This is a genomic window from Longimicrobium sp., assembly GCF_036388275.1.
Taxonomy (GTDB): Bacteria; Gemmatimonadota; Gemmatimonadetes; order Longimicrobiales; family Longimicrobiaceae; genus Longimicrobium.
In genome coordinates this window covers 45,980-68,421 of the sequence record NZ_DASVSF010000059.1, presented here as the reverse complement: position 1 = coordinate 68,421, position 22,442 = coordinate 45,980, and the positions used below count along the sequence as shown (strand labels likewise).

19 protein-coding genes are annotated in these 22,442 nt (G+C 70.9%); 7 read left to right on the top strand and 12 right to left on the bottom strand.

Annotation, left to right across the window (positions count from 1 at the left end; translation table 11 throughout):
- Positions 1 to 19: 19 nt before the first annotated feature.
- Positions 20 to 1,444 carry an asparagine synthase C-terminal domain-containing protein gene (locus VF632_RS12200; protein WP_331023170.1) on the bottom strand — a complete coding sequence of 475 codons (1,425 nt, stop codon included), beginning with the start codon at positions 1,442 to 1,444 and terminating at the stop codon, positions 20 to 22.
- On the bottom strand, positions 1,401 to 2,198 hold the full coding sequence (locus VF632_RS12195) for a hypothetical protein (protein WP_331023169.1): 798 nt from the start codon (positions 2,196 to 2,198) through the stop codon (positions 1,401 to 1,403). Before VF632_RS12195 ends, VF632_RS12200 begins: the two co-directional genes overlap by 44 nt.
- A 299-nt stretch (positions 2,199 to 2,497) precedes the next feature.
- Here VF632_RS12195 and VF632_RS12190 point away from each other — a divergent pair, with 299 nt between their 5' ends.
- The gene (locus VF632_RS12190) at positions 2,498 to 3,361 is read left to right on the top strand and encodes a GH25 family lysozyme (protein WP_331023168.1); all 864 of its coding nucleotides are present in this window, start codon (positions 2,498 to 2,500) and stop codon (positions 3,359 to 3,361) included.
- An 87-nt stretch (positions 3,362 to 3,448) separates the two neighbouring features.
- On the opposite strand, the gene VF632_RS12185 is transcribed toward VF632_RS12190, so the two are convergent.
- Positions 3,449 to 4,312 (bottom strand): alpha/beta hydrolase, encoded by an 864-nt coding sequence (locus VF632_RS12185; protein WP_331023167.1) that lies wholly within the window; start codon positions 4,310 to 4,312, stop codon positions 3,449 to 3,451.
- A gap of 55 nt (positions 4,313 to 4,367) precedes the next feature.
- Positions 4,368 to 5,828 (bottom strand): PLP-dependent aminotransferase family protein, encoded by a 1,461-nt coding sequence (locus tag VF632_RS12180; protein WP_331023166.1) that lies wholly within the window; start codon positions 5,826 to 5,828, stop codon positions 4,368 to 4,370.
- A gap of 89 nt (positions 5,829 to 5,917) precedes the next feature.
- Here VF632_RS12180 and VF632_RS12175 point away from each other — a divergent pair, with 89 nt between their 5' ends.
- From VF632_RS12175 to VF632_RS12160, 4 genes are all read left to right on the top strand, one after another.
- Complete coding sequence (locus VF632_RS12175) at positions 5,918 to 6,502, top strand: DinB family protein (RefSeq protein WP_331023165.1); 585 nt, start codon at positions 5,918 to 5,920, stop codon at positions 6,500 to 6,502.
- Positions 6,503 to 6,551: 49 nt separating this feature from the next.
- Complete coding sequence (locus tag VF632_RS12170; RefSeq protein WP_331023164.1) at positions 6,552 to 7,409, top strand: alpha/beta hydrolase; 858 nt, start codon at positions 6,552 to 6,554, stop codon at positions 7,407 to 7,409.
- Positions 7,410 to 7,445: 36 nt separating this feature from the next.
- Positions 7,446 to 8,699, top strand: a complete 1,254-nt coding sequence (locus VF632_RS12165) for a DUF1624 domain-containing protein (protein ID WP_331023163.1) — start codon at positions 7,446 to 7,448, stop codon at positions 8,697 to 8,699.
- Positions 8,700 to 9,049: 350 nt separating this feature from the next.
- On the top strand, positions 9,050 to 10,702 hold the full coding sequence (locus tag VF632_RS12160) for an ATP-binding protein (RefSeq protein WP_331023162.1): 1,653 nt from the start codon (positions 9,050 to 9,052) through the stop codon (positions 10,700 to 10,702).
- Here the strand turns inward: VF632_RS12160 and VF632_RS12155 are convergent.
- Together VF632_RS12155 and VF632_RS12150 are read right to left on the bottom strand one after the other, a co-directional pair.
- Positions 10,691 to 13,360, bottom strand: coding sequence for a response regulator (locus VF632_RS12155; protein WP_331023161.1), 2,670 nt, complete (start codon positions 13,358 to 13,360; stop codon positions 10,691 to 10,693). The two genes, VF632_RS12160 and VF632_RS12155, sit on opposite strands and share 12 nt — an antisense overlap.
- A gap of 694 nt (positions 13,361 to 14,054) precedes the next feature.
- Complete coding sequence (locus VF632_RS12150) at positions 14,055 to 17,273, bottom strand: PAS domain-containing protein (RefSeq protein WP_331023160.1); 3,219 nt, start codon at positions 17,271 to 17,273, stop codon at positions 14,055 to 14,057.
- Positions 17,274 to 17,516: 243 nt separating this feature from the next.
- On the opposite strand from VF632_RS12150, the gene VF632_RS12145 reads away from it, so the two are divergent.
- Positions 17,517 to 17,747, top strand: coding sequence for a molybdopterin-dependent oxidoreductase (locus VF632_RS12145; protein WP_331023159.1), 231 nt, complete (start codon positions 17,517 to 17,519; stop codon positions 17,745 to 17,747).
- Between the two features lie 149 nt (positions 17,748 to 17,896).
- The gene (locus VF632_RS12140; protein ID WP_331023158.1) at positions 17,897 to 18,136 is read left to right on the top strand and encodes a hypothetical protein; all 240 of its coding nucleotides are present in this window, start codon (positions 17,897 to 17,899) and stop codon (positions 18,134 to 18,136) included.
- A 42-nt stretch (positions 18,137 to 18,178) separates the two neighbouring features.
- On the opposite strand, the gene VF632_RS12135 is transcribed toward VF632_RS12140, so the two are convergent.
- From VF632_RS12135 to VF632_RS12110, 6 genes are all read right to left on the bottom strand, one after another.
- Positions 18,179 to 18,907 carry a TerC family protein gene (locus VF632_RS12135; protein ID WP_331023157.1) on the bottom strand — a complete coding sequence of 243 codons (729 nt, stop codon included), beginning with the start codon at positions 18,905 to 18,907 and terminating at the stop codon, positions 18,179 to 18,181.
- A 222-nt stretch (positions 18,908 to 19,129) separates the two neighbouring features.
- Positions 19,130 to 20,113, bottom strand: a complete 984-nt coding sequence (locus tag VF632_RS12130; RefSeq protein ID WP_331023156.1) for a hypothetical protein — start codon at positions 20,111 to 20,113, stop codon at positions 19,130 to 19,132.
- Positions 20,114 to 20,267: 154 nt separating this feature from the next.
- Positions 20,268 to 20,642, bottom strand: coding sequence for a hypothetical protein (locus VF632_RS12125; RefSeq protein ID WP_331023155.1), 375 nt, complete (start codon positions 20,640 to 20,642; stop codon positions 20,268 to 20,270).
- Positions 20,642 to 20,989 (bottom strand): hypothetical protein, encoded by a 348-nt coding sequence (locus tag VF632_RS12120; RefSeq protein ID WP_331023154.1) that lies wholly within the window; start codon positions 20,987 to 20,989, stop codon positions 20,642 to 20,644. Before VF632_RS12120 ends, VF632_RS12125 begins: the two co-directional genes overlap by 1 nt.
- Positions 20,986 to 21,537 (bottom strand): RNA polymerase sigma factor, encoded by a 552-nt coding sequence (locus tag VF632_RS12115; protein WP_331023153.1) that lies wholly within the window; start codon positions 21,535 to 21,537, stop codon positions 20,986 to 20,988. Before VF632_RS12115 ends, VF632_RS12120 begins: the two co-directional genes overlap by 4 nt.
- A 65-nt stretch (positions 21,538 to 21,602) precedes the next feature.
- Positions 21,603 to 22,427, bottom strand: coding sequence for an endonuclease/exonuclease/phosphatase family protein (locus VF632_RS12110; protein ID WP_331023152.1), 825 nt, complete (start codon positions 22,425 to 22,427; stop codon positions 21,603 to 21,605).
- Between the last annotated feature and the right edge of the window lie 15 nt (positions 22,428 to 22,442).

The following is a 22,442-nucleotide window of genomic DNA, read 5'->3' as shown; positions in this document are numbered from 1 at the left end:
AGCGGCGGATGAGGGCGCGTCACGAGATCCTCCAGTCCAGCGGCGGATCCTGCGCGTCCATCCACAGGTGCAGCATCAGCAGCGCCCACAGCTTTTCGCCGCCGCGGCGGCGGCGCGTCTCGCCCGGATCGTCGTCCCCGCGGCGCAGGGCGGCCACGGACTCCGGCCGGAACCACTCCTCACGCCGCAGCCGCCGGGGCGACAGGCGCCGGGCCGCCTCCCACCGCAACGGGCTCAGCCAGCCGCGTAGCCACTCCGTCGCCGGCACGCCCATCCCCCGCTTGGGGCGGTCGATCAGCGCGGGAGGAAGCAGCCCCTTGGCGGCCCGCTTCAGCAGGTGCTTTTCGCTGGTGCCGCGCAGGAAGAAGTCCGCGGGAAGCGTGAACGTCCACTCCGCCAGCGCGCGGTCCATGAAGGGCGCTCGCGCCTGCAGCCCGTGCGCCGCCGCCAGCTGCGTCATCCGCGGGGCGATGTTCTGCGCGCCCTTCAGCCGGATGTTGGCCGCGCGCAGGCGATGGAGGAGCGTCGGCAGGCCATCTGCGTCCAGCGCCGGCCGCAGCCACGCCCCCGCGTCCCTCGTCCCGATCGCCTCCATGGCGGCCGGCGTGAGCAGCTGCGCCTCCGCGCCGTGAAAGCGGTGGTACGTGGCAAGGTAGGCGGCCTCGCGGCTGTACCCTGCGCCGCCGTACGCCTCGGCCGCCAGCATCGGCTTCGTCGCCCAGCCGCCGAACAGCTGGTCGCCGCCCTCACCGTTGAAGACGGTGGAGACGGTCTCGCGCGCCGCCTGGCCCAGCAGGTACAGCGGCACGGTCACCGGATCGCCGAACGGCTGGTGCAGCGCGGCGGCCGTAGGCTGGAGCGCGCGGCTTACGTCGCGCGGACGGGCGCGGACGCGGTGGAGCGGGCGGCCCAGGTGCGCGGCCACGGCCTGCGCGTGCTCCAGCTCCGTGTCCCACGGCGGCCCGAAGTCCAGCGAGAAGAGGTGCACGCGGGCCCCCGCGCGGGCCAGCAGCGCTGCGACCAGGCTGCTGTCCAGCCCGCCGGACAGGTAGACGCCCACGTCGCGTTCTGTGCCCAGCATCCGCTGCACCGAGGCGGCGAGCAGCGTCTGCAGGGTGCGCACGGCGGAGTCCTCGTCCACCGGCGCGGGACGCTCGCGCCAGGGCGCGGGCTCCGGCATGCGCGCGACGCCGTCGAACAGCGTCTGCGATCCGGGCGGATGGGAGAAGCAGAGGTAGCCGTGCAGCGCGGCCGCATCCACGCCGCGCGGCGCGCCCGGCAGACGGCGCAGCACGCGCGGATCGGCGGCCGTGTGCGTGCGCTCGCCGAGACGGACCGAGTACACGGGCTGCACGCCGAAGGGATCGGGGGCTTCGTCCGGGACGGCTCGCGCGGGCGCGCTAGTCGATCCGGAGATCGTCCACTTCCACGCGGCCTCGGGCATCTGTGGGATTGAAGGGGTGGCCTACCTTGAGGGAAACGCCCGTCACGGCGCCGGGCGCGCCGCCGCGCTCCCCGCGCCAGGAACTGCGCGAGTCGGGGCGGATCTGGTGCTCCAGCTGGTCCATGCGAAAGGTAACGGTGCGCCACTCCGTCCCCACGGGGATGTCGGGGGAGCGCCAGCGCTCGGTAGCCCCGTTCTCCACGAAGAGCCGCGCGCGGCCCAGCCCGCCGTCGCCGCGGATGCGCAGGGTGATGGTTTCGTGGCCCTTCAGCGAGGGCGGAACGGAGGCGGTGTTGAGGTTGGCCCAGTAGCGCCCGTCATCCTCGGCCACGAAGCGCTCCACCTGGATCACCCCGCGCCCGCCCTCCTGCCCCGCCCTGCCCGTCGAGCGCGGGTTGAAGTCGCCGGACCATGCCTGCGCGGTGCTTTCGAAGGTCCACGCGGCGGGCTCCGGCTCGGGCGGGTTGGCGACGCGGTACACGCCGGCCACCGCGAGGAGGGCCATGGCCGCACCCGTGACAGTGTTGCGGATGCGGCGGCCGCGGCGGATGCGCGTCACGGTGGCGGCGTGCGAGGCGGCGGCGGCGCGGTCCAGCTCCACGCGCGAGATTCCCATCTCCTGCGCGGCCTGCTCGTAGCTTTCGCGGTCCATCCGCAGCTCGCGCTCGCGTTCGTCCACGTCCTGCCGGCGAACGGCCTCGCGCAGCACCTCGGGCAGCTCCTCCGGCTGTAGATCGTCGTAGCGTCGGGGCATGCAGGTTCCGTTTCGCGGGCTTTGTGGAACGGCGGGTGTTGCGCGGCCAATCTACCCGCCGCCCGGGAGCGGGAACAGCCCGCCCGGTGCGCATCCGTACGGAAACCCGCCGCGGAAGTGTCGGAGAATCCGCCCCGTTACGGGATCGTTGCGAATGATCGTCCCTGGAGTTTACGGCGCCCCCGTCGAGCCCACCACAGCCCCCGAATCACGATGCTTGCGCATCCGTGCGGCGCGACGCTTCTTGGAAAGGCTCGCATATTCGCCAAGCGCATCGACTCAATACCGAAGAGGAAATCATGCCGAACCTGGAAGGCGTCGACGTCTCGCATCATGAGGGCGCAATCGGCTGGGACAAGGTCAAGGATGCCGGCATCGCGTTCGCGATCCTCAAGGCGACCGAGGGAAAGAGCTTCGTGGACCCGCGTGCGGAAAAGAACCTCGCCCGGTGCCGTGAGGTGGGCATCGTGGCCGGGATGTACCACTTCTACCGCCACGACGTAGACCCCGCGGCACAGGCGAAGCACTTCCTCGCCAACCTGGGTGCCCGGGAGCCCGGCGATCTCCTTCCGGCCATCGACGTGGAGGCGCCGGGCGATGGCGGCGGGCCGATCACCTATCCCAGGTCCGAGGTCGTCGCACGGGTGAAGGTGGTGGTCGACGCCGTGGAAGCGGCGATCGGCCGCGCGCCGATGATCTACACGTATCCGTCCGCCTGGAAGGAGCTGACCGACAACTCCACGGCGTTCGCCGGCAGGTGCCCCCTCTGGATCGCGAGCTACGGCGGGGCCACGCCTAAGCTGGTGGGCGGCTGGACGAAGTACACGGTGTGGCAGTACACCGACCAGGGCACGGTGAACGGAATCGGCGGTGGCGTGGACCGCGACCGCTTCAACGGCGGTGCCGCCGAGCTGGCCGCGGTCCGCATCGGCACACTGACGCAGGGGGCGCTGACGAAGGGCGGCAAGGCCGTCTTCAACCAGGACGGCAGGGTTCGCGTGGCCGCGGGGGTGAACTCGGACGAGGTGGGGGTGCTGCGCGGTGGCACCCAAGTGGCGATCACCGATGGGCCGCAGCTGGTCGACGGCCGAGACTGGTGGAAGATCGACAACGGCGCCGGTACCGCGGGCTGGTCCAGCAGCAAGGTCCTGAGCCCCGCCTGAACGGCCTCGGCACGCACCGTAAGCCATGCGGGCCGACGATCACCTGATCGCCGGCCTCGCTCTATTCCGGGTGCTGGCCGCGAGCGGCTACGAGGCCGGCTTGAACACGGTGCGAAAGGCACGCAGCGCCGCAGGGTGATAGATCGTGGCGTGCTTCTCCTCCGGCATCGGGTGGTAGAACCAGCGCAGGCCGCGCGCTTCGCTGGCCCGGAGGTCCGCCGCCAGCGTGCGGATGGGCTCCTCCAGCCCGGCATCCCCGCTGCTGGCCAGGTATACCGTCTTCCCCGCGACGGGCTGCGCGCGAAGGCGTTCGCCCGCGCCGCGCACCAGCGCCTGGCCGTTCCACCAGAGGCTGGGATCGAAGGCGATGTAGGTGTCGAACAGCGCGGGCTCGAGCAGGAAGGTTTCCACGACGAACAGGCCGGCCAGCGATTCGCCCACGATGGCCGTTTCGTCGGTCGTCCGGTAGCGCTCGCGGATGCGTGGCATCAGTTCCGTACGGATGAACGTGCGGAACGCCGCCGAGCCGCCGACGCGCGGCGCGATCCGCCTGTCGGCCTCCACCGTGGTCGGCCCAGTCATGTCGCGGCGGCGCTCGGTGTTCTCGATTCCGATGAGGATGAACGGGCGCATCGTCCCGTTGCCGACGCCCACCTGCACCAGCCCCGCCACGTGCAGAAAATCCTCCGCCATCCCGCCGTCGGGCATGTAGAGCACGGGAAAGCGGTGCGCCGCGGCTTCCTGGTATCCGGGCGGCAGATACACGTTGATGCGCCGCGTCTCGTTCAGCGCGGCGGACGGCATCGTGAACGTCTCGCCGATCGAGAGCGGTCCCGCGTCGGCCTGCGCGGCGGGAGTGGGGGCGGCCTGCACCGGGCCGGGGGCGACCTGCGCGGGTGTGGTGCAGGCGCCGCTCAGGCACAGGGCGGCTACCGCGATTGCACGTCTCATCTCGATATCCAATTCGTCAGGGGTGTCAGGTCGCGTTCAATCTCGTAAGCCGCCGCTACAGGCATCGGGCGAGGGCCTGCACGCCGGCGCGGATGGCGTCCGGGGCGAGTGCGCCGTACCCGAGCACCAGGCCACGCGCCGCGGGCGGGCCCACGTAGTAGCGGGCGAGCGGGTGCACGTCCACGCCTTCCTCCGCGGCGCGCGCGGCGGTGCGGACGTCGTCCTCGGCATCCGCGAGGTAGCCGACGACGTGCATCCCGCCATCGGCCGGGCCCAGGCGCATCCGTCCGGCCAGCGTGCGGTTCACCTCGTCCACCAGCACGTCGCGCCGCTCGCGGTACAGGCCACGCAGCCGGCGGACGTGCACGCCGAAGTGCCCCTCGGCGAAGAACTCGGCGAGCGCGACCTGGTGAAGGAGCGCCGTGTGCCCATCCAGCAAGCCGCGCGCGATGGTGAAGGGCGCCACCAAGTCCGCGGGGACGATGGCGTAGGCCAGGCGGATGGACGGAAACAGCACCTTGCTGAAGGTGCCCGTGTAGACCACCCGCGCGTCCTGGTCGATGCCCTGGATGGCCGCCGGGGAGCGTCCATCGAAGCGGAACTCGCCGTCGTAGTCGTCCTCGATGATCCAGGCGCCGGCGCCCCGCGCCCAGTCCAGCAGCTCCAGCCGCCTTTCCAGGCTCATCGTTACGCCCAGCGGATACTGGTGCGAGGGCGTCACGTAGGCCAGCCGCGCGTCGGGGGCGGCACGCACGCCCTCGCTCACCTGCAGCCCGTCGCCATCTACCGGCACCGGAACGATGCGCGCACCGTTGAGGATGAACGCCGCCCGCGCCCCGGGATAGCCGGGCTCTTCCAGCCACACCGCGTCGCCGGGATCCGTAAGCACGCGGATGGCCACGTCCAGCGCCTGTTGCGAGCTCGTGAGAACGATCACCTGTTCCGGCTGGCACATCACGCCGCGCGACGTGGCCACGTACGACGCGATCGCCTCGCGCAGCGGCCCATATCCCGCCGGATCGCCGTACCCAAGGCTGCGCCGCCCCAGCCGCCGCATGCCGCGGGAAACGAGGCCACGCCAGATGTCCAGCGGAAAGGCTTCCACGGCGGCCGAGCCCCCCGAAAAGGCACGCGGCACGCTGGGATCCGCCGAGAACGACGACGGAGTGAAGGCGGCAGCGCGGGCGGCGAGGCGGCGTGCAGCGGAGGGAAGCGCGGCCCGTGCCGAAGGTTCGGGCTGCAGCACCCGATCGATGATCGCGACGTACGTCCCGTCGCCCGTGCGCCGCTCGATGAACCCCTCGGCGCGGAGCCGCGAGAACGCCTCTTCCACCGTGTTTCGCGACACCGCCAGGTCGGAAGCGAGCGACCGCGTGGAGGGGAGGCGCACCCCGGGTGCCAGGCGGCGGGCGAGAATGGCGCCGCGAAGGGAGCGATAGATCTGCAGGTTGAGCGGCGCGGCGTTCCGCTGAAGCTCCAGCACCTCCAGTCCCACCCCGCCGGGCTTCTTCGGCACGCCGTACCCCACTGACAATGGTCCTGCAGATACGTGGATAACGGCCCTTCCCGCCAGACCGTTCTCGTTTATTATGAGAGCAGCAATCGATGGATGCAAGCACCCCCAATCGCACGCCGCCCATGATTCCGCGCCCCGATGCATCCGAGCATCCCCCGTACTTCAGCCGCTACGTCGGGCTCGTCCCCGACGGCGACGTGCTGCTCACGCTGCGATCCCAGCTGGCCGGCACGCTGGCGTGGATGCGGGGCATGGATGAGGGGGATGGTGGATATCGTTATCTTCCCGGGAAGTGGAGCATCCGCCAGGTGCTGGGGCACGTGATCGACACGGAGCGGGTGATGGCGTATCGCGCGCTCCACTTTGCCCGGGGCGACGCGGCGCCGCTGCCCTCCATGGACCAGGACCAGTTCGTGGCGGGCGCCGACTCCGACGCCCGCACGATCGCGGACTTGGGCGAAGAGTTCGAGCATGTGCGCCTCGCCACGATCGCGCTCTTCCGCCCGTTGTCAGCCGAAGCGCTCGCCCGCCGCGGCCTCGCCAGCGACGCGGAATGCTCGGTGCGCGCACTGGCGTGGATCATCGCCGGGCACGAGCTTCACCATGGCGCCATCCTCCGTGAGCGGTACCTTCCCGGACTCGTCAGCGCGTCCGGAGCGGGCGCACATGCGTAGCCGGCGGCCCAGCTCCGCATCTCGCAAAGTCACACCTCGAAGGACGATCATGTTCAGGACGATCTTGATCAGCGCAGCGGCGGCGGTTCTCCTCACGCTCGGTGAGGCGAACGCGCAGGTGGTGAACCTCTGGCCCGGCGTGGCGCCCGGCTCCGAGAGCTGGACGCACCAGGAGAAGGTGTACGAGGATACGCCGGTCGGCACGGTGATCCAGAACGTGGTGACGCCCACCCTGACGGCGTTCCTTCCGGACTCGTCCAACGCGACCGGGACGGGGGTGATCATCGCCCCCGGCGGAGCGTTCATCGCGCTGACCGTCAGCCTGGAGGGCGCCGACCTGGCGCGCTGGCTTCAGCAGCGGGGGATCGCCGCGTTCGTGCTCAAGTACCGCACGGTGGAGCAGAAGGGCGAGGGCATTCCGCAGATGGACATGGACACCGCGGGACGGTACGGCATCGCGGATGGGATCCAGGCCCTGCGCGTGGTGCGGCGGCACGCGGCGGAGTGGGGGATTTCTCCCGACCGCGTGGGGATGATCGGCTTTTCCGCCGGGGCCATGGTCACCAGCGGGGCGCTGCTGCAGCCGGACAGCGCGGCGCGCCCCAGCTTCGCGGCGATGGTCTACGGGGGACCGCTGGGCGTGATTCCCGCGATCCCGGCCCGGCTGCCACCCACCTTCCTGGCGTGGGCCCAGGACGACCGCGTGTCGCGGGGGCGGGTGGTCCGCTTTCACGATGCCCTTCTCGCCGCGGGCATCCAGCCCGAGGTGCACGTCTTTGCCACCGGCGGCCACGGCTTCGGCACGCGCAAGCAGGGGACGAGCAGCGACCACTGGGTAGACGTGTTCTACTTCTGGCTGCAAGCGCAGGGACTTACGACCCGCGCGACGGCAGCGGGCGGATCGTAGCCGCGGATCATCACTCCCCGCCACACCTGGTTCATCATGCAGACCACCCGCGCTTCGGCGCCGCCCCCCGCCGATCCCCCGCACGCACCCGCCGCCACGCCGAAGAAGCGGGTGGACGCGGTAGACGTGCTGCGCGGACTGGTGATGGTGCTGATGCTGCTGGACCACACGCGCGAGTTCGTGCACCGCGACGCGCCGCTGTTCGACGCCGCGAACCTGGACCGCACCACCGTCGCGCTCTTTTTCACCCGCTGGGTGACCCACTTCTGCGCGCCCATCTTCGTGCTGCTGGCGGGGACGGGCGTGGCGCTGCAGCTGCGCCGCGGAAAGTCGAAGGCGGAGATCTCCCGCTTCCTGGTCTCGCGCGGCTTCTGGCTGGTGGTGCTGGAGTTCACCCTCGTGCGCTTCGGGATCGCGTTCGACCTGGACTACGGCGCGTTCCCGGGGATGCTGCAGGTGATCTGGGCGATCGGCGTTTCGATGATCGTGCTCGCCGCGTTCGTCCACCTGCCGGTAGTGGCGACGGGCGCGGTGGGCGTGGCGATCATCGCGCTGCACAACCTGGCGGATCCCATCGTGGTGCAGGGGTGGGGCGGTCCGGGCACGCCAGGCCCCGATGCCCTCGGCACGCTGTGGATGGTGCTTCACCAGCCCGGCTTCATCCTGCTGTTCGGCGCGCCGGCGCTGGTGGCGTATCCCCTGGTTCCCTGGCTGGGTGTGATGCTGGCGGGCTACGCGCTCGGTGGCGTGTACGGGTGGGAGCCGGAGCGGCGCCAGCGCTTCCTGGCGCGGCTGGGCGTGGCGATGATCGTGCAATTCGTGCTGCTGCGCGCCACCAATGTGTACGGCAATCCCGCTCCGTTCGCGGTGCAGAAGGACGCGGCGTTCACCGTCCTGTCGTTCCTGAACACGAACAAGTACCCGCCGTCGCTCCTGTTCGTGCTGATGACGCTGGGGCCGGCGCTGCTCGCGCTGGCGTGGCTGGAGCGCGTGCCCCGCGGCCGCGTGGGGCGGGTGCTGGTGATCTTCGGCCGCGTTCCGCTCTTCTTCTACGTGCTGCAGTGGTTCGTGGCGCACGCCATGGGGCTGGGGCTGTCGCTGGCGGCCGGCAGGCCCACGGCCCACCTGTTCGGGTTTCCGGGCGGCACCCCGCCGCAGCCCGGCGCCGGGTTCGGCCTGGGCGCAACCTACCTGGCCTGGGCCGCCGGCGTGGCGCTCCTCTACCCGCTCTGCCGCTGGTTCGCGGCGGTCAAGCAGCGCCGGACGGAGTGGTGGTTCAGCTACCTGTGAAGACGGGCCCCGCTCCACCCCGCCCGCCGTCGCGTGCCGCCAAGCTCTTCCCACCGCGTGCTTTGCGCCCTCGCGCAGCCGATCCCACCGCTCACCTGTAGCCAATTCGGACACGGCGACTGAATCCGCCGCCGCCAAGCCGTTTTTCGGGGACGCCGCCGGTCGAATGTCCCAGAATCGGTCACCCTGCCACGGTGCGGCCCAGTTGTGCTATTATCCATAATTGCACGTCCGCGATACACTTAGCGGATGTGCCGAGCCGCGGCGCGGTGTTCGCCTACCTTGGGCCGGCTGCGGCAAGCGAACGGTGATTCCAGGCGCCGATCCGGCGCATTTTCCAGGAGGTCGCGATGTACGGCAGCACTCACCCATGGGTCCCCCGCGCCTCCGCGCCGGGCCGCGTGTCGGCCCTGCACGAGGCGGAGATGCTGGACATGCCGGCCGAGGAGTGCCTGGACCGGCTCACCCGGCTGGCGGCCGGCCTGCTGGAAACGCCCGCCGCCCTGGTGAACCTGCTGGACGACGAACGCGAGTTCTGCAAGAGCGCGTTCTGCAGCGCCGGGAAGTACGCCGCCGGCCAGAGCAGCCCGCTGGAGCGCTCCTTCTGCCTTCACGCGGTGGTCTCCAGGCGCCCCGTGGTCATCCCCGACGCGCGGCTCGATCCGCGGGTGAGCAGGCACCCCGCCGTCATCCGTGGGGAGATCGGGTCGTATCTGGGGATTCCGCTGATCACGCGCGACGGCCACGCCATCGGCAGCCTGTGCGTGCTGGATGCGGTGGCGCGCGAGTGGACGGCGCGCGACGTGGCGCTGCTCTCGGACCTGGCGAGCTCCGCCGCGAGCGAGATCGACCTTCGCCGGGAGCTCCTCAAGCGCAGCCGCTACGAGGCCGCGCTGGAGCTGGAGCGCGCGTGCCTGGAACAGCTCTTCACCAGTGCCCCCGACGGGCTGGTGCTGCTGGACCCGCACGACCGGGTGCTGCGCGTGAACCCCGAGTTCACGCGGATGTTCGGCTACTCGGAAGAAGAGGTGGTGGGCAGGACCATCAACTCGCTGATCGTTCCTGACGGAAGCCAGGGCGACGCCACCGATCTCACGAGCCGGGTCGCGGCGGGCCAGCGGGTGGCGGCCGAGGTCACCCGGCGCCGCAAGGACGGCACGCCGGTCAGCGTGTCCGTCCTGGGCGCGCCCATCGAGGTGGAACGCGGGCAGGTGGGGGTCTACGGCATCTACCGCGACATCGGCGCGCGGAAGGAGATCGAGCGGCTCAAGGAGCAGATCCCCGCCATCGTCTGCCACGAGCTGCGCACCCCGCTCACCGCCCTGCGCGGGTCGCTGGGGCTGCTGGCCGGCGGGCTCATGACCGCACGCCCCGAGCGCGGCCGGGAAATGCTCGACATGGCGGTGCGCAACACCGAGCGGCTGCTCCGGCTGGTGGCCGACCTGCTGGACATGGAACGCCTGAACGCGGGCCACGTGTCGGTGGAGGCGCGCTGGTACCCGGCCGACGAGCTGATCGCGCAGGCGCTGGAGGTGGTGCGGCCCGCGGCTGAGGCGGCCGGCGTGTGGCTGATCGCCCACTCGGCGAAGACGCGGGTCTGGTGCGACCCCGACCGCATCGTGCAGGTGCTGATCAACCTGGTGGCCAACGCGGTGAAGTTCTCGCCCGCCGGCGCCACCGTATGGCTGGGGGTGGAAGAGGCGGGGCCGGAGGTGGTCTTCTCCATCCGCGACCAGGGACGCGGCATCCCGGCCGAGAAGCTGTCGGCCATCTTCGAGCCGTTCGAGCAGGTGGAGATGATGGACAGCCGCGAGAAGGGCGGCACCGGGCTGGGGCTCGCCATCTGCAGGCGCATCGCCGACCTGCACCGGGGGCGCATCTGGGTGGATAGCGCGCCGGGGGTGGGCAGCACCTTCTTCCTGGGGCTCCCCGCGCCGGGGGACGGGCGCGCCGAGCGCACCGGCGCCGAGCGTCCGGCGCCGGTCCCTGCGTCACGGGTCTGATCCCGCCGCGTATCCGATCTTTTCCACCGCGGCCAGGAACTCCGCGGCCGAAACCGGCTTCGCGAGCGCGGGCACGCGGGCCTCGGCCAGCGTGCGGGCCGCCTGGGCGCTGGCGATGTCTCCCGTGAGGAAGAGCACCCGCCGCTCCAGTCCGTCGCCCCGCGCCTGCAGCCGTTTCAGCAGCTCCTCGCCATCCAGCCCGGGCATGCGCAGGTCGGACACGATCACGTCGTAGCCCCGCTCGTCCGATTCCAGGATCTGGAGCGCCTGCCCGCCTTCCGCCGCCTCGTCGGCGTGGTGGCCGCGGCGGCGCAGAATGCGGACGAGCACCCGCCGTACGGGGTCCTCGTCGTCCACCACCAGCACGCGGAGCGGGGCGCCGGGGGGCTCGTCGCTACGCGCCGGCGCCGGAACCGGCGCGGGGGCGGCGGCACTCGCCGGAAGGTCGATCCGGAAGGTGGTTCCCCGCCCCACTTCGCTGTCGACCCGGATCTCGCCCCCGTGCTCCGTGACGATGCTGTGCACCAGCGAAAGGCCCAGCCCGGTCCCCTGCCCGGGTGCCTTGGTGGTGAAGAACGGGTCGAAGATGCGGTCGAGGTAATGGCCTGGGATGCCCGTTCCCGTGTCGGTGATCTCGACGGAAACCCCCTTCGGCGCGGGGCGCGTGCGCACGGCCAGGCGGCGCTCGCCGCCGCTGTCGCCCATGGCCTGCTCCGCGTTGACGACCAGGTTCAGCAGCACCTGCTCCAGCTGGCCGCGGTCGGCCGAAACGATGGGGAGCCCCTGGGCCAAGTCCTCGCTCGTTTCCACGTTCCGCGTCGTAAGCGAGTACGCCCGGGTCTTCAGGACGTGGCGAACCACGTCGTTCAGGTCGATCGGCTCGCGCGTGCCGGTTTCCTCCTGCGTGTCGCGCGCGACGGCCCGCAGGTCCGAGACGATGTTCGCCATCCGCTCCGCCTCGCGGATGATCGTGCGCAGGTCGTCGCGCTCGGACTCCGAGCGGGCGTCCAGGAGCAGCATCTGCGCAAAGCCCAGCACCGCGCTCAGCGGGTTGTTCAGCTCGTGGGCCACGCCCGCCACCAGCGTGCCGATTCCCGCCAGCCGCTCGGCGCGGCGCAGGTGCCTCTCGTGGGCGATGGCTTCGCTGGCGTCCTGGATGATGGTGAAGAAGAGGGTGCGGCCCTGGTCCTCGACCCCGCCGGCGAAGGTATCGAGAACGATGATCGCGTCGTCGGAAAGCCGCCGCCTGCGCACGCGTCCGCTCCAGCTCCCCGTGTTCCGCACCGTCGCCAGCATGTGCTCGAACTCGCGGCGCGCGTCGTCGTCCGGAAGGAACGCGTCCACGGTGGGTGCCGGGTCGGCGCTGGCATCATAGCCCAGCAGCCGACCGTGCGTACGGTTGGAGAACACCCAGTCGCCCTCGGCGGTGACGATGCTGACCCCCTGCTCGTTGAGGCCTTCGAGGGCGCTGGCCAGCAGGTGCATCTTCTGCTCGCGCGACCGCTCGTCGGTAACGTCCCGCTGCACCCCCACGAAGTGGGTGAGCGACCCCATCTCGTCCTGGATGGGGGTGATGGAAAGGCGGTTCCAGAAGGGCGTTCCGTCGCTGCGGTAGTTGAGCAGCTCGGTGCGGATGGGCTCCGCCGCCCGGAGCGCTCGTCCGATTCCGGCGACCGCTGCCGGGTCGGTGCCGGGGCCCTGCAGGAAGCGGCAGTTGGTGCCCACGACCTCGGCGGCCCGGTAGCCTGTCATGCGCTCGAACCCCGGGTTCACGTAGACGATGGGGTCGTCGGGCTGGTGCGGATCGGTGATGATGATCCCTTCATCGACCGCCGCGATGGCGCGGTCGCGCAGCCTCAGGTCCTGCTCCACCGACTTCGCCTGCGTCACGTCGACCATCACCCCCGCCAGCTCGCGCCTTCCCCCCACGTTCACCACCTTCACGATGTCGCGCAGCCAGACCGTGCGCCCGTCGGCGGCGATCATCCGGTAGTCGCACGTGCGCGGTACGTTGTTCCTTGCCGCTTCCCTGCACAGCGCCACCGCCCAGGCGCGGTCGTCTTCGTGGATGTGCCCGGACCAGAAGCCCGGGTCGCGCGTCCACATCTCCAGCGGATAGCCGAGCAGGACCTCCGCCTCCTGGCTCACGTAGGTGAACTGGAGGGTGTCGGGGTCGCCCTGCCACACGATGGCCCCCACGGACTCCAGGAGCATCTCGAACTTCCGCTCGGCGGAATACCGCGCCAGCTGCGCCCCGTGCCGCTCGACGGCGTACCGGATGGAGCGCTCCAGCATCGTCGCGTTGAGCCCGGCCTTGGCCAGGTAGTCGACGGCCCCGGCGCGCATGGCGACCACGTCGGTCCCGGTGTCGTCGCGGCCGGTGAGCAGGATCACGGGGGGCGTGGTCTCCGCCAGGGGCATGCGGCCCAGAAAATCCAGCGCGGTGTGCCTGCCCAGGCGGTAGTCCAGCAGCACCACGTCGAACTCCCCACCCGCCAGGGTGCGCAGCCCTTCTGCGCAGGTGGCGGCCCATACGAGCTCGAAGGCGGCCCCGGACACGTCCGACAGCAAGCCGCGGGTGATCACGAAGTCGTCTTCGTCGTCCTCCACCAGGAGAACGCGAATCGGGTGGCCCGGGGCGGCGGCTGGCCCGGTCATGGCGCGGGAGTCGTGCAGAGTCGCATTGAGGCCCTGGGCCACGCGCTGCGAGGATGGAGCATTCCGGCACCCGCGGAGTGAAACTACGTCCCGGCGATGTGCCGGAGGCAGGAAGGCCGCCACGCCAGGGGGCATGACCCCGGGCGATCTCGAACGGGCAGCCGGAACTGGAAGTGCGCGCATCGGCAACGCGCGACGTTCAGGTCCGCAGGTAATAATAATCCATAAGGAGCGATCCGCAATGTATTTTTGACGGCGGATTCTGGAGGGGTGCGAGTCTCCCTGAAGCCTGGGGAGTGTGTGAGTGCGAAGGTGCGAAGGTGCGAAGGTGCGAAGGTGCGAAGAAGCCTTGGATGTCATCCTGAAGGAGCGGCCACCCCGAACCCGCCGCCGCACCGCCCTCCGCAGCGACTGAAGGATCCGCCACACAGTCCGCGGGGAGCGCCATAGCCGACGCGTGCCGAAGCCCGGGGTCTCCTTCTCCTCCGTGCCCTCCGTGCCCTCCGTGTGAGAACCCCTCTGTCGAATCGAGGCCTCCACGGGCAAATGAATTCGCTGCAACAGGCACACGATGTCCACCTTCGTGGACTCCCTGCTGCCGGGTGGGTTGGGGTCGGGTGGCGCGACCTTGCTTCCTGGCAGCCTCTGTCTCTCCACCACCACTTCGGCGGGTGAGACGCGGTGGCTCGTGTGCTCAGGTTCGTGCGCCCGGCCTGGCGCGCGGGTCGTCCAGCACGGCCCGCACCTGCGTGAGGATGCTGCTGGGCGTGAAGGGCTTCTGCAGGAAGTGCGTGTCGGAGGTGTGGATTCCCCGCCTCAGCATCTCGTCGTCGGTGTAGCCCGACATGTAGAGCACGGGAACGCCGCCGATGAGCGCGCGGAGCTCCTCCGCCACCGCCGGGCCGCTCATTCCCGGCATCACCACGTCCGTGATCACCAGGTCGAAGGCCGCACCCTCGCGCCGCGCCAGCTCCAGCGCCTCGGCGCCGTCCCGTGCGTCGATCACCGTGTAGCCCTGGCGCGTCAGCACCCGGCGCGTCAGGGAGCGCACCGCCACCTCGTCCTCGATCAGCAGGATGGTTTCCCGCCCCCCCGGAAGGGGCGGGGGCGCCTCCGCCGCGGGTTGGTCCGCCGATGCCAGCAGCGGCAGGTACACCCGCACCTCGGTACCGGCGCCCGGGGCGCTGTCGACGAAGATGAACCCGTCGCTCTGCTTCACGATGCCGTAGACGGTGCTGAGCCCCAGCCCCGTGCCGGTTCCCGGCGGCTTGGTGGTGAAGAACGGCTCGAAGACCCGCTGCCGTACCTCTTCCGGCATTCCCATCCCGGTGTCGCTCACCATCATCACGGCGTACCGCCCCGGGGGGAGCGCCCCGTCCAGCCCTTCGTCCCCGCCGCCGACCTCCGCCTGGTGCGTCTCCATCACCACCCGCCCATGGGTACCCGCGATGGCGTCGCGGGCATTCACGACCAGGTTCAGCAGCACCTGCTCCAGCTGCCCGGGATCTGCCTCTACCTGCGCCGCCGCGGCGTTGGCCTTGAACCGCAGCTCGACGTCTTCGCCGATCAGCCGCTTGAGCATGGGCAGCATGCCGCCGACCAGCGCCGTAAGGTTCACTGCCTGCGGCTTCAGGATCTGCCTGCGGCTGAAGGCCAGCAGCTGGCGCGTCAGCCCGGCGGCCCGCTCGGCCGCCTCGCCGATCTGCTCGATGTCTTCGAGGACGGCGGGGTCCGCCAGGTCGGCCTTCAGCAGCTCGACCGTTCCCGAAATCACCGTCAGCAGGTTGTTGAAGTCATGGGCCACGCCCCCGGCCAGCTGCCCCACCGCGTCCATCTTCTGCGACTGGCGCAGCTGCTCCTCGAGGTTGCGGCGTTCGGTGATGTCGAACGACACCCCCACCACCCCCACCAGCTCCCCGGACGGACCCGGGATGGGGGTGTTGGTGACCTGGGCCAGGAACGACGTTCCGTCCTTTCTCCGGACCCGGAACTGCCCGGACCAGCTGACCCCGGCCATGAGTGCCTCCAGCACGCGCGCGGCCTCGGCCGCCGTCTCTTCCGAGGGCGTCACCTCCAGGACCGGCCGGCCCAGCACCTCGTGCCGCGCCCAGCCGTAGAGCTGTTCCGCGAAGTGGTTCCAGTAGGTGATCCGGCCATCCACGTCGGTGGCGATCACCGCCTGCTCCACGGTATCCAGCAGGAGCGCCTGGTGGTGCAGCGCGGCGTCGGCGGCCTCGCGCTCGCTCACGTCGAGCATGGCCCCGATGATCCGCTCCGGGCGGCCATCCGCGCGGCGCACGAGGTGGGCACGGTCGTAGACGCGGGCGTACGAGCCGTCTGCCCGGCGGAAGCGGTAGTCCGCGGACCAGAAGAGGTCGTCACCCTCCAGGAAGTCCTCGATACTGGTCCTCACCCGGGGAGCGTCGTCGGGATGCAGGTTCGACGCGAACCACTCGAACGTAGGGGGGACCTCCGCGGGTGAGTAGCCCAGGACCCCCACGGCCTTGTTCCGCGTGACCCGGTCCTCGATGGGATCCCAGTCGTAGATGATGTCGTTGGTGGCCAGGCTCACCAGGTGGTACCGCTCTTCGCTGGCCCGCAGCGCGTCGAGCGCGGCGCGCTGCTCCGTGACGTCGTCGATGACGACCACCCCCGCGATGACGGATCCCTCGGCGTCCAGCACCGGCGTGGCGCAGAGGCGAGCGATGCCCGGGCTGCCGTCGGCGCGCACCACGCGGACCTCCTCCGGCCCCACGGGCTCGCCGGTGCGGAGCGCCCGCGACAGCGGCCACTCGTCGGCCTGCACCCTGCGCCCGTCGGGGTGAAACGCCACCCATTCCCCGTACTCCCCAACGGAGGCGGACGGGCGGTACCCGTGGCCGAAGATGCGGTCGATCTCCTTGTTGCCCATCAGCAGCTGGCCGGACGGAGCTTCGGCGATCACCACGCCCACCGGAAGCTGCCGCACCACGGCTTCCAGGAGGGCGTGCTTGGTCGCCAGGCGCTCCAATAGCTCGGCCGCCTCGCGCTCCCTTGCCTTGCGTTGGGAGATGTCGCGGAAGTACACGTGGATTCCGCCCTCGTCCGCCGGATAGGCATGCACCTCGAACCAGCTGTCGAACGGGGGAAAGTATTCTTCGAACACGCGCGGGCTGCCCTCGGCGGCCACGCGGCGGTACTCCGTCTCGAACCGGCTGCCCAGCGTCGCCGGGAAGGCCTCCCACAATACGCGCCCCAGGATTTCGGACTTGCCGCGGCGCAGCTGAAGCTCGGCCCGCGGGTTTACGTACGTGAAGCGCCAGTCGTCATCGATGGACATGACGGCGTCGGTCACGCTTTCCAGGATTCCGATGATGCGCGCGTGGGCCGCGGACAGCTCCCGGCTGGAGGCATGGATGGCGGTGGTGTCGCGCAGCACCGCGAGCACGGATACGACTTCGCCGTCCGGGCCGAACTCGGGGTTGATGCGCGCGTTGTACACGCGGGCCGAGGCTCCCTCGCCCAGCACGAACTCCGCTTCGTGGGGCTGGGCGCTGCGCAGCACTTCGGCCATGGCCGTGTGGCACGCCGGCGTTCCCGGCGCCCCCCGGGTGAATTGGTCCAGGGCCAGGCCCCGCACCGATTCCGCCGCGCCGCCGTGCACCCGCAGCGCCGCCGGGTTGGCGTACAGCAGGCACAGGCCGCGGTCCAGGCGCAGGATGGCGTCGGAGGTGTTCTCGGTGACGGTGCGGAACTGCTGCTCCTGCGCGACCAGCGCGTCCTGGGCGCCCCGCAGCAGGTACGTCACCTGGCTGCGCGGGTCCACCAGGGCGTCCACCTGCCCGCCCGTGGTCGTCTCGATTTCCTGGAGAATGGCGCCCAGGCGCGAGATCAGCTCGGGCAGGCGCTCCGGCGCCGCCGCGTGCGCGCTCATCGGCGTGGCCCGGAGAGAATGCCCGCGGCGGCTCCGACGGCGCGCGTTCCGAGCCGTTGAATCCGTCGCGAATGTTCTGCAGGTGCGGCCGGGGGCGAGATGAAGCGCCGTGCGTGCATAAACAACCTTTTCTTTTGCCGACAACCGAAGAAACCAGCCTGCGGCGCCGCTGAAGACGGGGCGAGGAGCGGCAGGAATGCGGGGGTAGTGGAGGATACCAGATTCTTTCGGGGCAATCAAGGGATGAGCGAGAGCTTGAACGAAGCCTCCACAGCTCCGTTCGCGGGGATGGACGGGTTCTACTCCAGCGTGTCGCTGCAGCGCGCGACCGACGACTACGCGTTCCTGGCCGTGGAGATGAACGGGGAGGTGCTGCCGGCGGGGCACGGCTACCCGGTACGGGTGATCCTGCCGGACCTGTACGGCAAGAAGCAGCCGCGCTGGCTCAAGCGCATCACGCTGCTGGAGGACTAACGCACCACGTCGTACTGGGAGCGCCGCCTGTGGAAGGGCGGCAACCCGGTCAAGACGATGTCGCGGTTCGACCGGCGGGAGCGGCTGGCCGCGGACCGCCCCGCCGAGCTGACCGGGATGGCCTTCGCGGGGCACGCGGCGTTCGCGGAGTGGAGGTTTCTCTCGACGGCCGCGCACACTGGGAGCCCTGCGAGCTGGTGACGGGAGAGCGGCCGCACGTGTGGTCCCTCTGGCGCTACACCTGGCTCCACCCGTCCGCAGGGCGGCGCACCCTGCTCGTCCGCGCCACCGACGGTACCAGCGCGATGCAGACCGCCGGGTGCCGGGGCCGCTTTCCTGGCGGCACCTCCGGCTACGACCGCATGGAAGTGTTCAGCTCCAGCGGGTGAGCTCTGCCGCGCCCCGGCGTAACGGACGATCGTTGGCGCACATCATCCATCGATCAGGTCGACCGGCTTCCCCTTCTTGGAGAACTTCAGGTTCAGCACCTCGACGAAGACCGAGAAGCCCATCGCGAAGTAGATGTACCCCTTGGAGACGTGGACCTCGAACGCTTCGGCGACCAGCGTCATGCCGATCAGCAGCAGGAACGACAGGGCGAGCATCTGCACGGTCGGATGTGCCTGCACGAAGCGCCCCAGCGGCTCCGCGAACGCCAGCATCACCGCCATCGCGATCACCACCGCGATGACCATCACCCGGATGTCCTCCGCCATGCCCACGGCGGTGATCACGCTGTCCAGCGAGAAGATGAGGTCCATCGCCACGATCTGCGCGATCACCGCGCCGAACGTCGCCTTCACCGACGTGGGTGTCCCGGCGCTCGCCCCCTCCAGCTTGTGGTGGATCTCGGTGGTCGCCTTCGCGAGCAGGAACAACCCTCCCAGCAGCAGGATGAGGTCGCGGCCCGAGATCTCCTGCCCAAGCACGCTGAACAGGGGGCGCGTCAGGCCGATGATCCAGCTGATGACGAGCAGCAGGCCCACTCGCATCCCCAGGGCGAGGCCCAACCCGATCTTCCGTGCGCGCGGCTGCTGTTCGGGGGGCAGCTTGCCGGCGAGGATCGTGAGGAAGACCAGGTTGTCGATCCCGAGGACGATTTCGAGCAGCGCCAGCGTGGCGAGGGCGACGAGTGCTTCACTGGACAGCAGCCATTCCATTCGATTTGCCTCGGCTCATTGTGGGTTCGGTAGAGGGTCCGGCTCGCCGGCCGCCCGGCACGGCGGCAAGGAGGGAAGCGGCCGGCCGGGTGCCGGAGCCAGCTACCCCGTGTGACGCGCCGCGCGGCGACCACGCAGGATTCGCGCGACACGGTACGCGTACGCGGCCAGCACGACAACGGCGGAGCTCACCTGCCGACAGCGGGGCCGACCCGCGCCCTCTCAGGGAAGGGTGCAGGAAAGCCGCGCAACGGTGGCGGGGTCCTTCTTCCTGCCCCCTTCGCTCGTCAGGACCAGCGATCCGTCCGGGGTGAAGCCGATCCCTTCTCCCTGCTTTTCATCCAGCTCCCCCAAGTCCACGCGCAGGGGAGACGCCGCGCCGCTCCCGGCCAGCGCCGCCGCGGGAAAGATCATCGCCTCACCCAGGGTGCGCAGCACCACCCAGCGCCCATCGGCGCTCGCGTCGGCGCCGGTGATGCGCTCCGGCTTTCCCACCCTGTCCGGCGAGAGCGTGCGGAGGAGTTCCAGCGTGGCCTCGGCCCCCGCGCCGGCGGGCGCGCGGTACAGGGCGATCGGCCCGCTCTCCCCCTTGGTGACCACGTGGATCGCCCCGTTCAGCACGAACATGGCTTCCGCGTCGTGGGCACCGTCGGGGTAGCGCAGCCGGAGGGGGGCGGCGGGAGCGGTTTCGGATGCGCCGGGAGCGGGCTCCGCGACGCGGTACACGGTGACGGACCCGCGCTTCGCGTCGTTGTCGCCGATGTCCGCCACGTACAGGCAGTCGCCGCCCGCGGGGCACGGCGCCAGCGCGATGTCTTCCCAGTCTTGCACCGACGCCCCCGAGACGCGGACGCGGCCGGCGGTGCGCCCCTGCGCATCTACCGCGTACAGCAGGGGATCCCCGGAATCGTTGTGCGTCCAGAAGAGGCCCGCGTGCGTCCGGCTCACGGCCACGCCGCTGCTCTCGTGGATTTCGTCGCCCAGCGGCCGCGGCGAGCCGTCCACGGTACAGACCGCATGCGCCGGTGGCCGTGCGGCCCCCTCCTCCGGGGGCGGGGCCCCGCCCGCCGGCGGCTCGCCCAGCGCGGCCGCCACCCCCACCGCGGGTCGGCCCGCGCCTGTCGTCGCGTACGCCCCCGCGGCGATCACCAGGAAGACGATGATCAGCACCCCCCCGAACTTGAACAGTCCCCGCTCGCCTTCCATGGACCCACTCCCTTGCTATGGCCGGAACCGCGGGGCGCACGGTGCCGCCGTGCTCCGCGTTCTCCTTTCCAGACGGAGCAGCCGGCCAAAGTGTTGAGACGGGGTGCCGCCGCGGTGGCCCAACGGCGCCACGACGCGGCCGGGACGCGCCACCTCAATCCCGATCGGAAGGCGCGCGCGCCCGCAGCTCGCGCACGCGGCGGTCGAATTCAGCGCGCGCATCCGGCGCCAGCACCGCGCGCATCTCGTCGTACGAATGGTCCACGACACGCTGGATTTCGGGGAGCCGGCTGTCCCAATACGCCTCCAGGCGGTCCTCGCGCCGCTCCCGGATCGCGTCGATCCGGGCCCGCTGCTCCGCCGTCAGCTCGATCCCGGCGAAAAGGCGGTCTTCGGAAGGGGTGGCGTCCTCGTCCAGAAAGTCGAACCAGTCCAGCCCCATCGCCTCTTCCACGGCCATCCCGCCCAGCGCGCCCACCGTGAAGGTCGTCGCCAGGAGCAGCATGCCGACGGCGCGCGCCCGGCTCATCACGGCTGGCCTCCCGCGCGGATGGCCTGCAGCAGCTCCGCGCCGGTGGGCGCGCGGCCTTCCTGCGCGTACGCGGTGGAAACGTCTACCAGCCCGCGCAGGGTTTCCCGGCGCGTTTCGCGGCGCTCCAGCACCACCTCCACGGGCACCAGCAGCAGCACGGCCGCGGCGGCGATGGCCAGCAGGGGCCGCCGCCACCCCGCGATCAGGGCCAGCGGGTCGGGCCGCGCGCGGTGCAGCAGCACGCCGTCCACCCCCGCCATCGTCGCCTGCATCACCGCCTGCCAGCGGCCGGGGTCGCGGGCGGGGTCCAGCGCGGCAAGGTCCAAACGCTCTTCGTCCATCATTCCTCGCCTTTCTCCAGTTCCGGCAGCAGGCTCCGCATGGCTCTCCGTGCGTGGTGCAGGTGCGAGCGCACCGTTCCGGGCGGCAGCCCCATCCGCTCCGCGATTTCGCTGTGCGTCCATCCTTCCAGGTCGTGCAGCAGCAGCACCTCGCGCCGTCCCTGCGGCAGCTCGCCGAGCGCGGCCAGCAGCCGGTTCCGCTCGTCGCCGCGCTCCGCCTGCCGCTGCGGCGACGCCTCTTTCGATTCGATCTCCATCCCCTCCAGCGACAGCACCGGCCGCGCGCGCGCCCGCAGGTGGTCCTGCGCCCGGTTGCGGGCGATCTGGAGCAGCCAGGCGCCAAAGCGCTCCGGGTTGCGGCAGTCGTCGATGCGCTGGATGGCGCTTACGAACGCGTCCTGGCACACGTCGTCGGCGTCCGGCTCGTCGCGGGTGACGGCCAGGGCCACGGCGCGGCAGGCGCGCAGCCACCGCTGGGCCAGCGCCTCCGTGGCCGCGCGCTCTCCGCGCCGCACCCTCGCCACCAGTTGGCCATCAGTCTCGCCCGTCATTCTCCTTTACAGACGCAGGCGGCGGTGAAACTGTTGAGCCAGGGCAGTCGCTTTCCAGGAGCGGATCAGCGCAGCCGCAGCCGGAAGACGAGGGGACGGTGATCGGAGGCGTCGCTGGGCAGCACCCGTGCGCTCTCGCAGCGGGTGGCGCCGGTGACGTAGAGGTAGTCGATCCTGCGGTCCGGCGCGCTGGCGGGAAAGGTCATCGCGTCCCCTGCCCCGCATCCCTCCCACGCATCGCGGAAGCCGGCGCCGCGCAGCTGCTCGTGCACGGCGTTCTCCGGGCGCGCGTTGAGGTCTCCGCCGATCAGCACCGGCATCCCGGGCTCCACGGCCGTCCGCGCGACCTGCAGCACGGTGGCAATCTCCTGCAGCCGCCAGGCGTCGTCGCCCGTGTGGTCCAGGTGGGTATCGAGCACCGCGATCGGCCCGCCCGGCGCGTCCACCACCGCCACCAGGACCCCACGCTGCTCCCGGTTTCCCGTCGTTCGCCCCGGCGGCGCCGTGACCAGCAGGGGGATCAGCGTGTCTCGCCGGATGGGCCAGCGGGAAAGCAGGGCCACCCCGAAGTCGCCGCCCTGGAAGCCGATCGTGCGCCCGAACGCCACGGAGTAGCCGGTGAGCCGCGCCAGCACGGCGGGCTGGTCCGCGGGGCCGGAGCGCTGCGTGTTGCGGTCCACCTCCTGGAGCAGCACCAGGTCCGCCCCCGTGCCGCGCACCAGCTCCGCGACGCGCGGCAGGTTCTCGCCCCCCGCGAGGTCCTTGCCCGCGCGGATGTTGTAGACCATCACCGTCACCTCGCGCTCCGCCGGGGGAGCGGGCGGAGCCGTGGCGCAGCCGGCCAGCAGCGCGGCCAAGGCGAGGACGAGGGTTCGCGCGAGCGGGGTCATGGGCGTCGGGGAAGT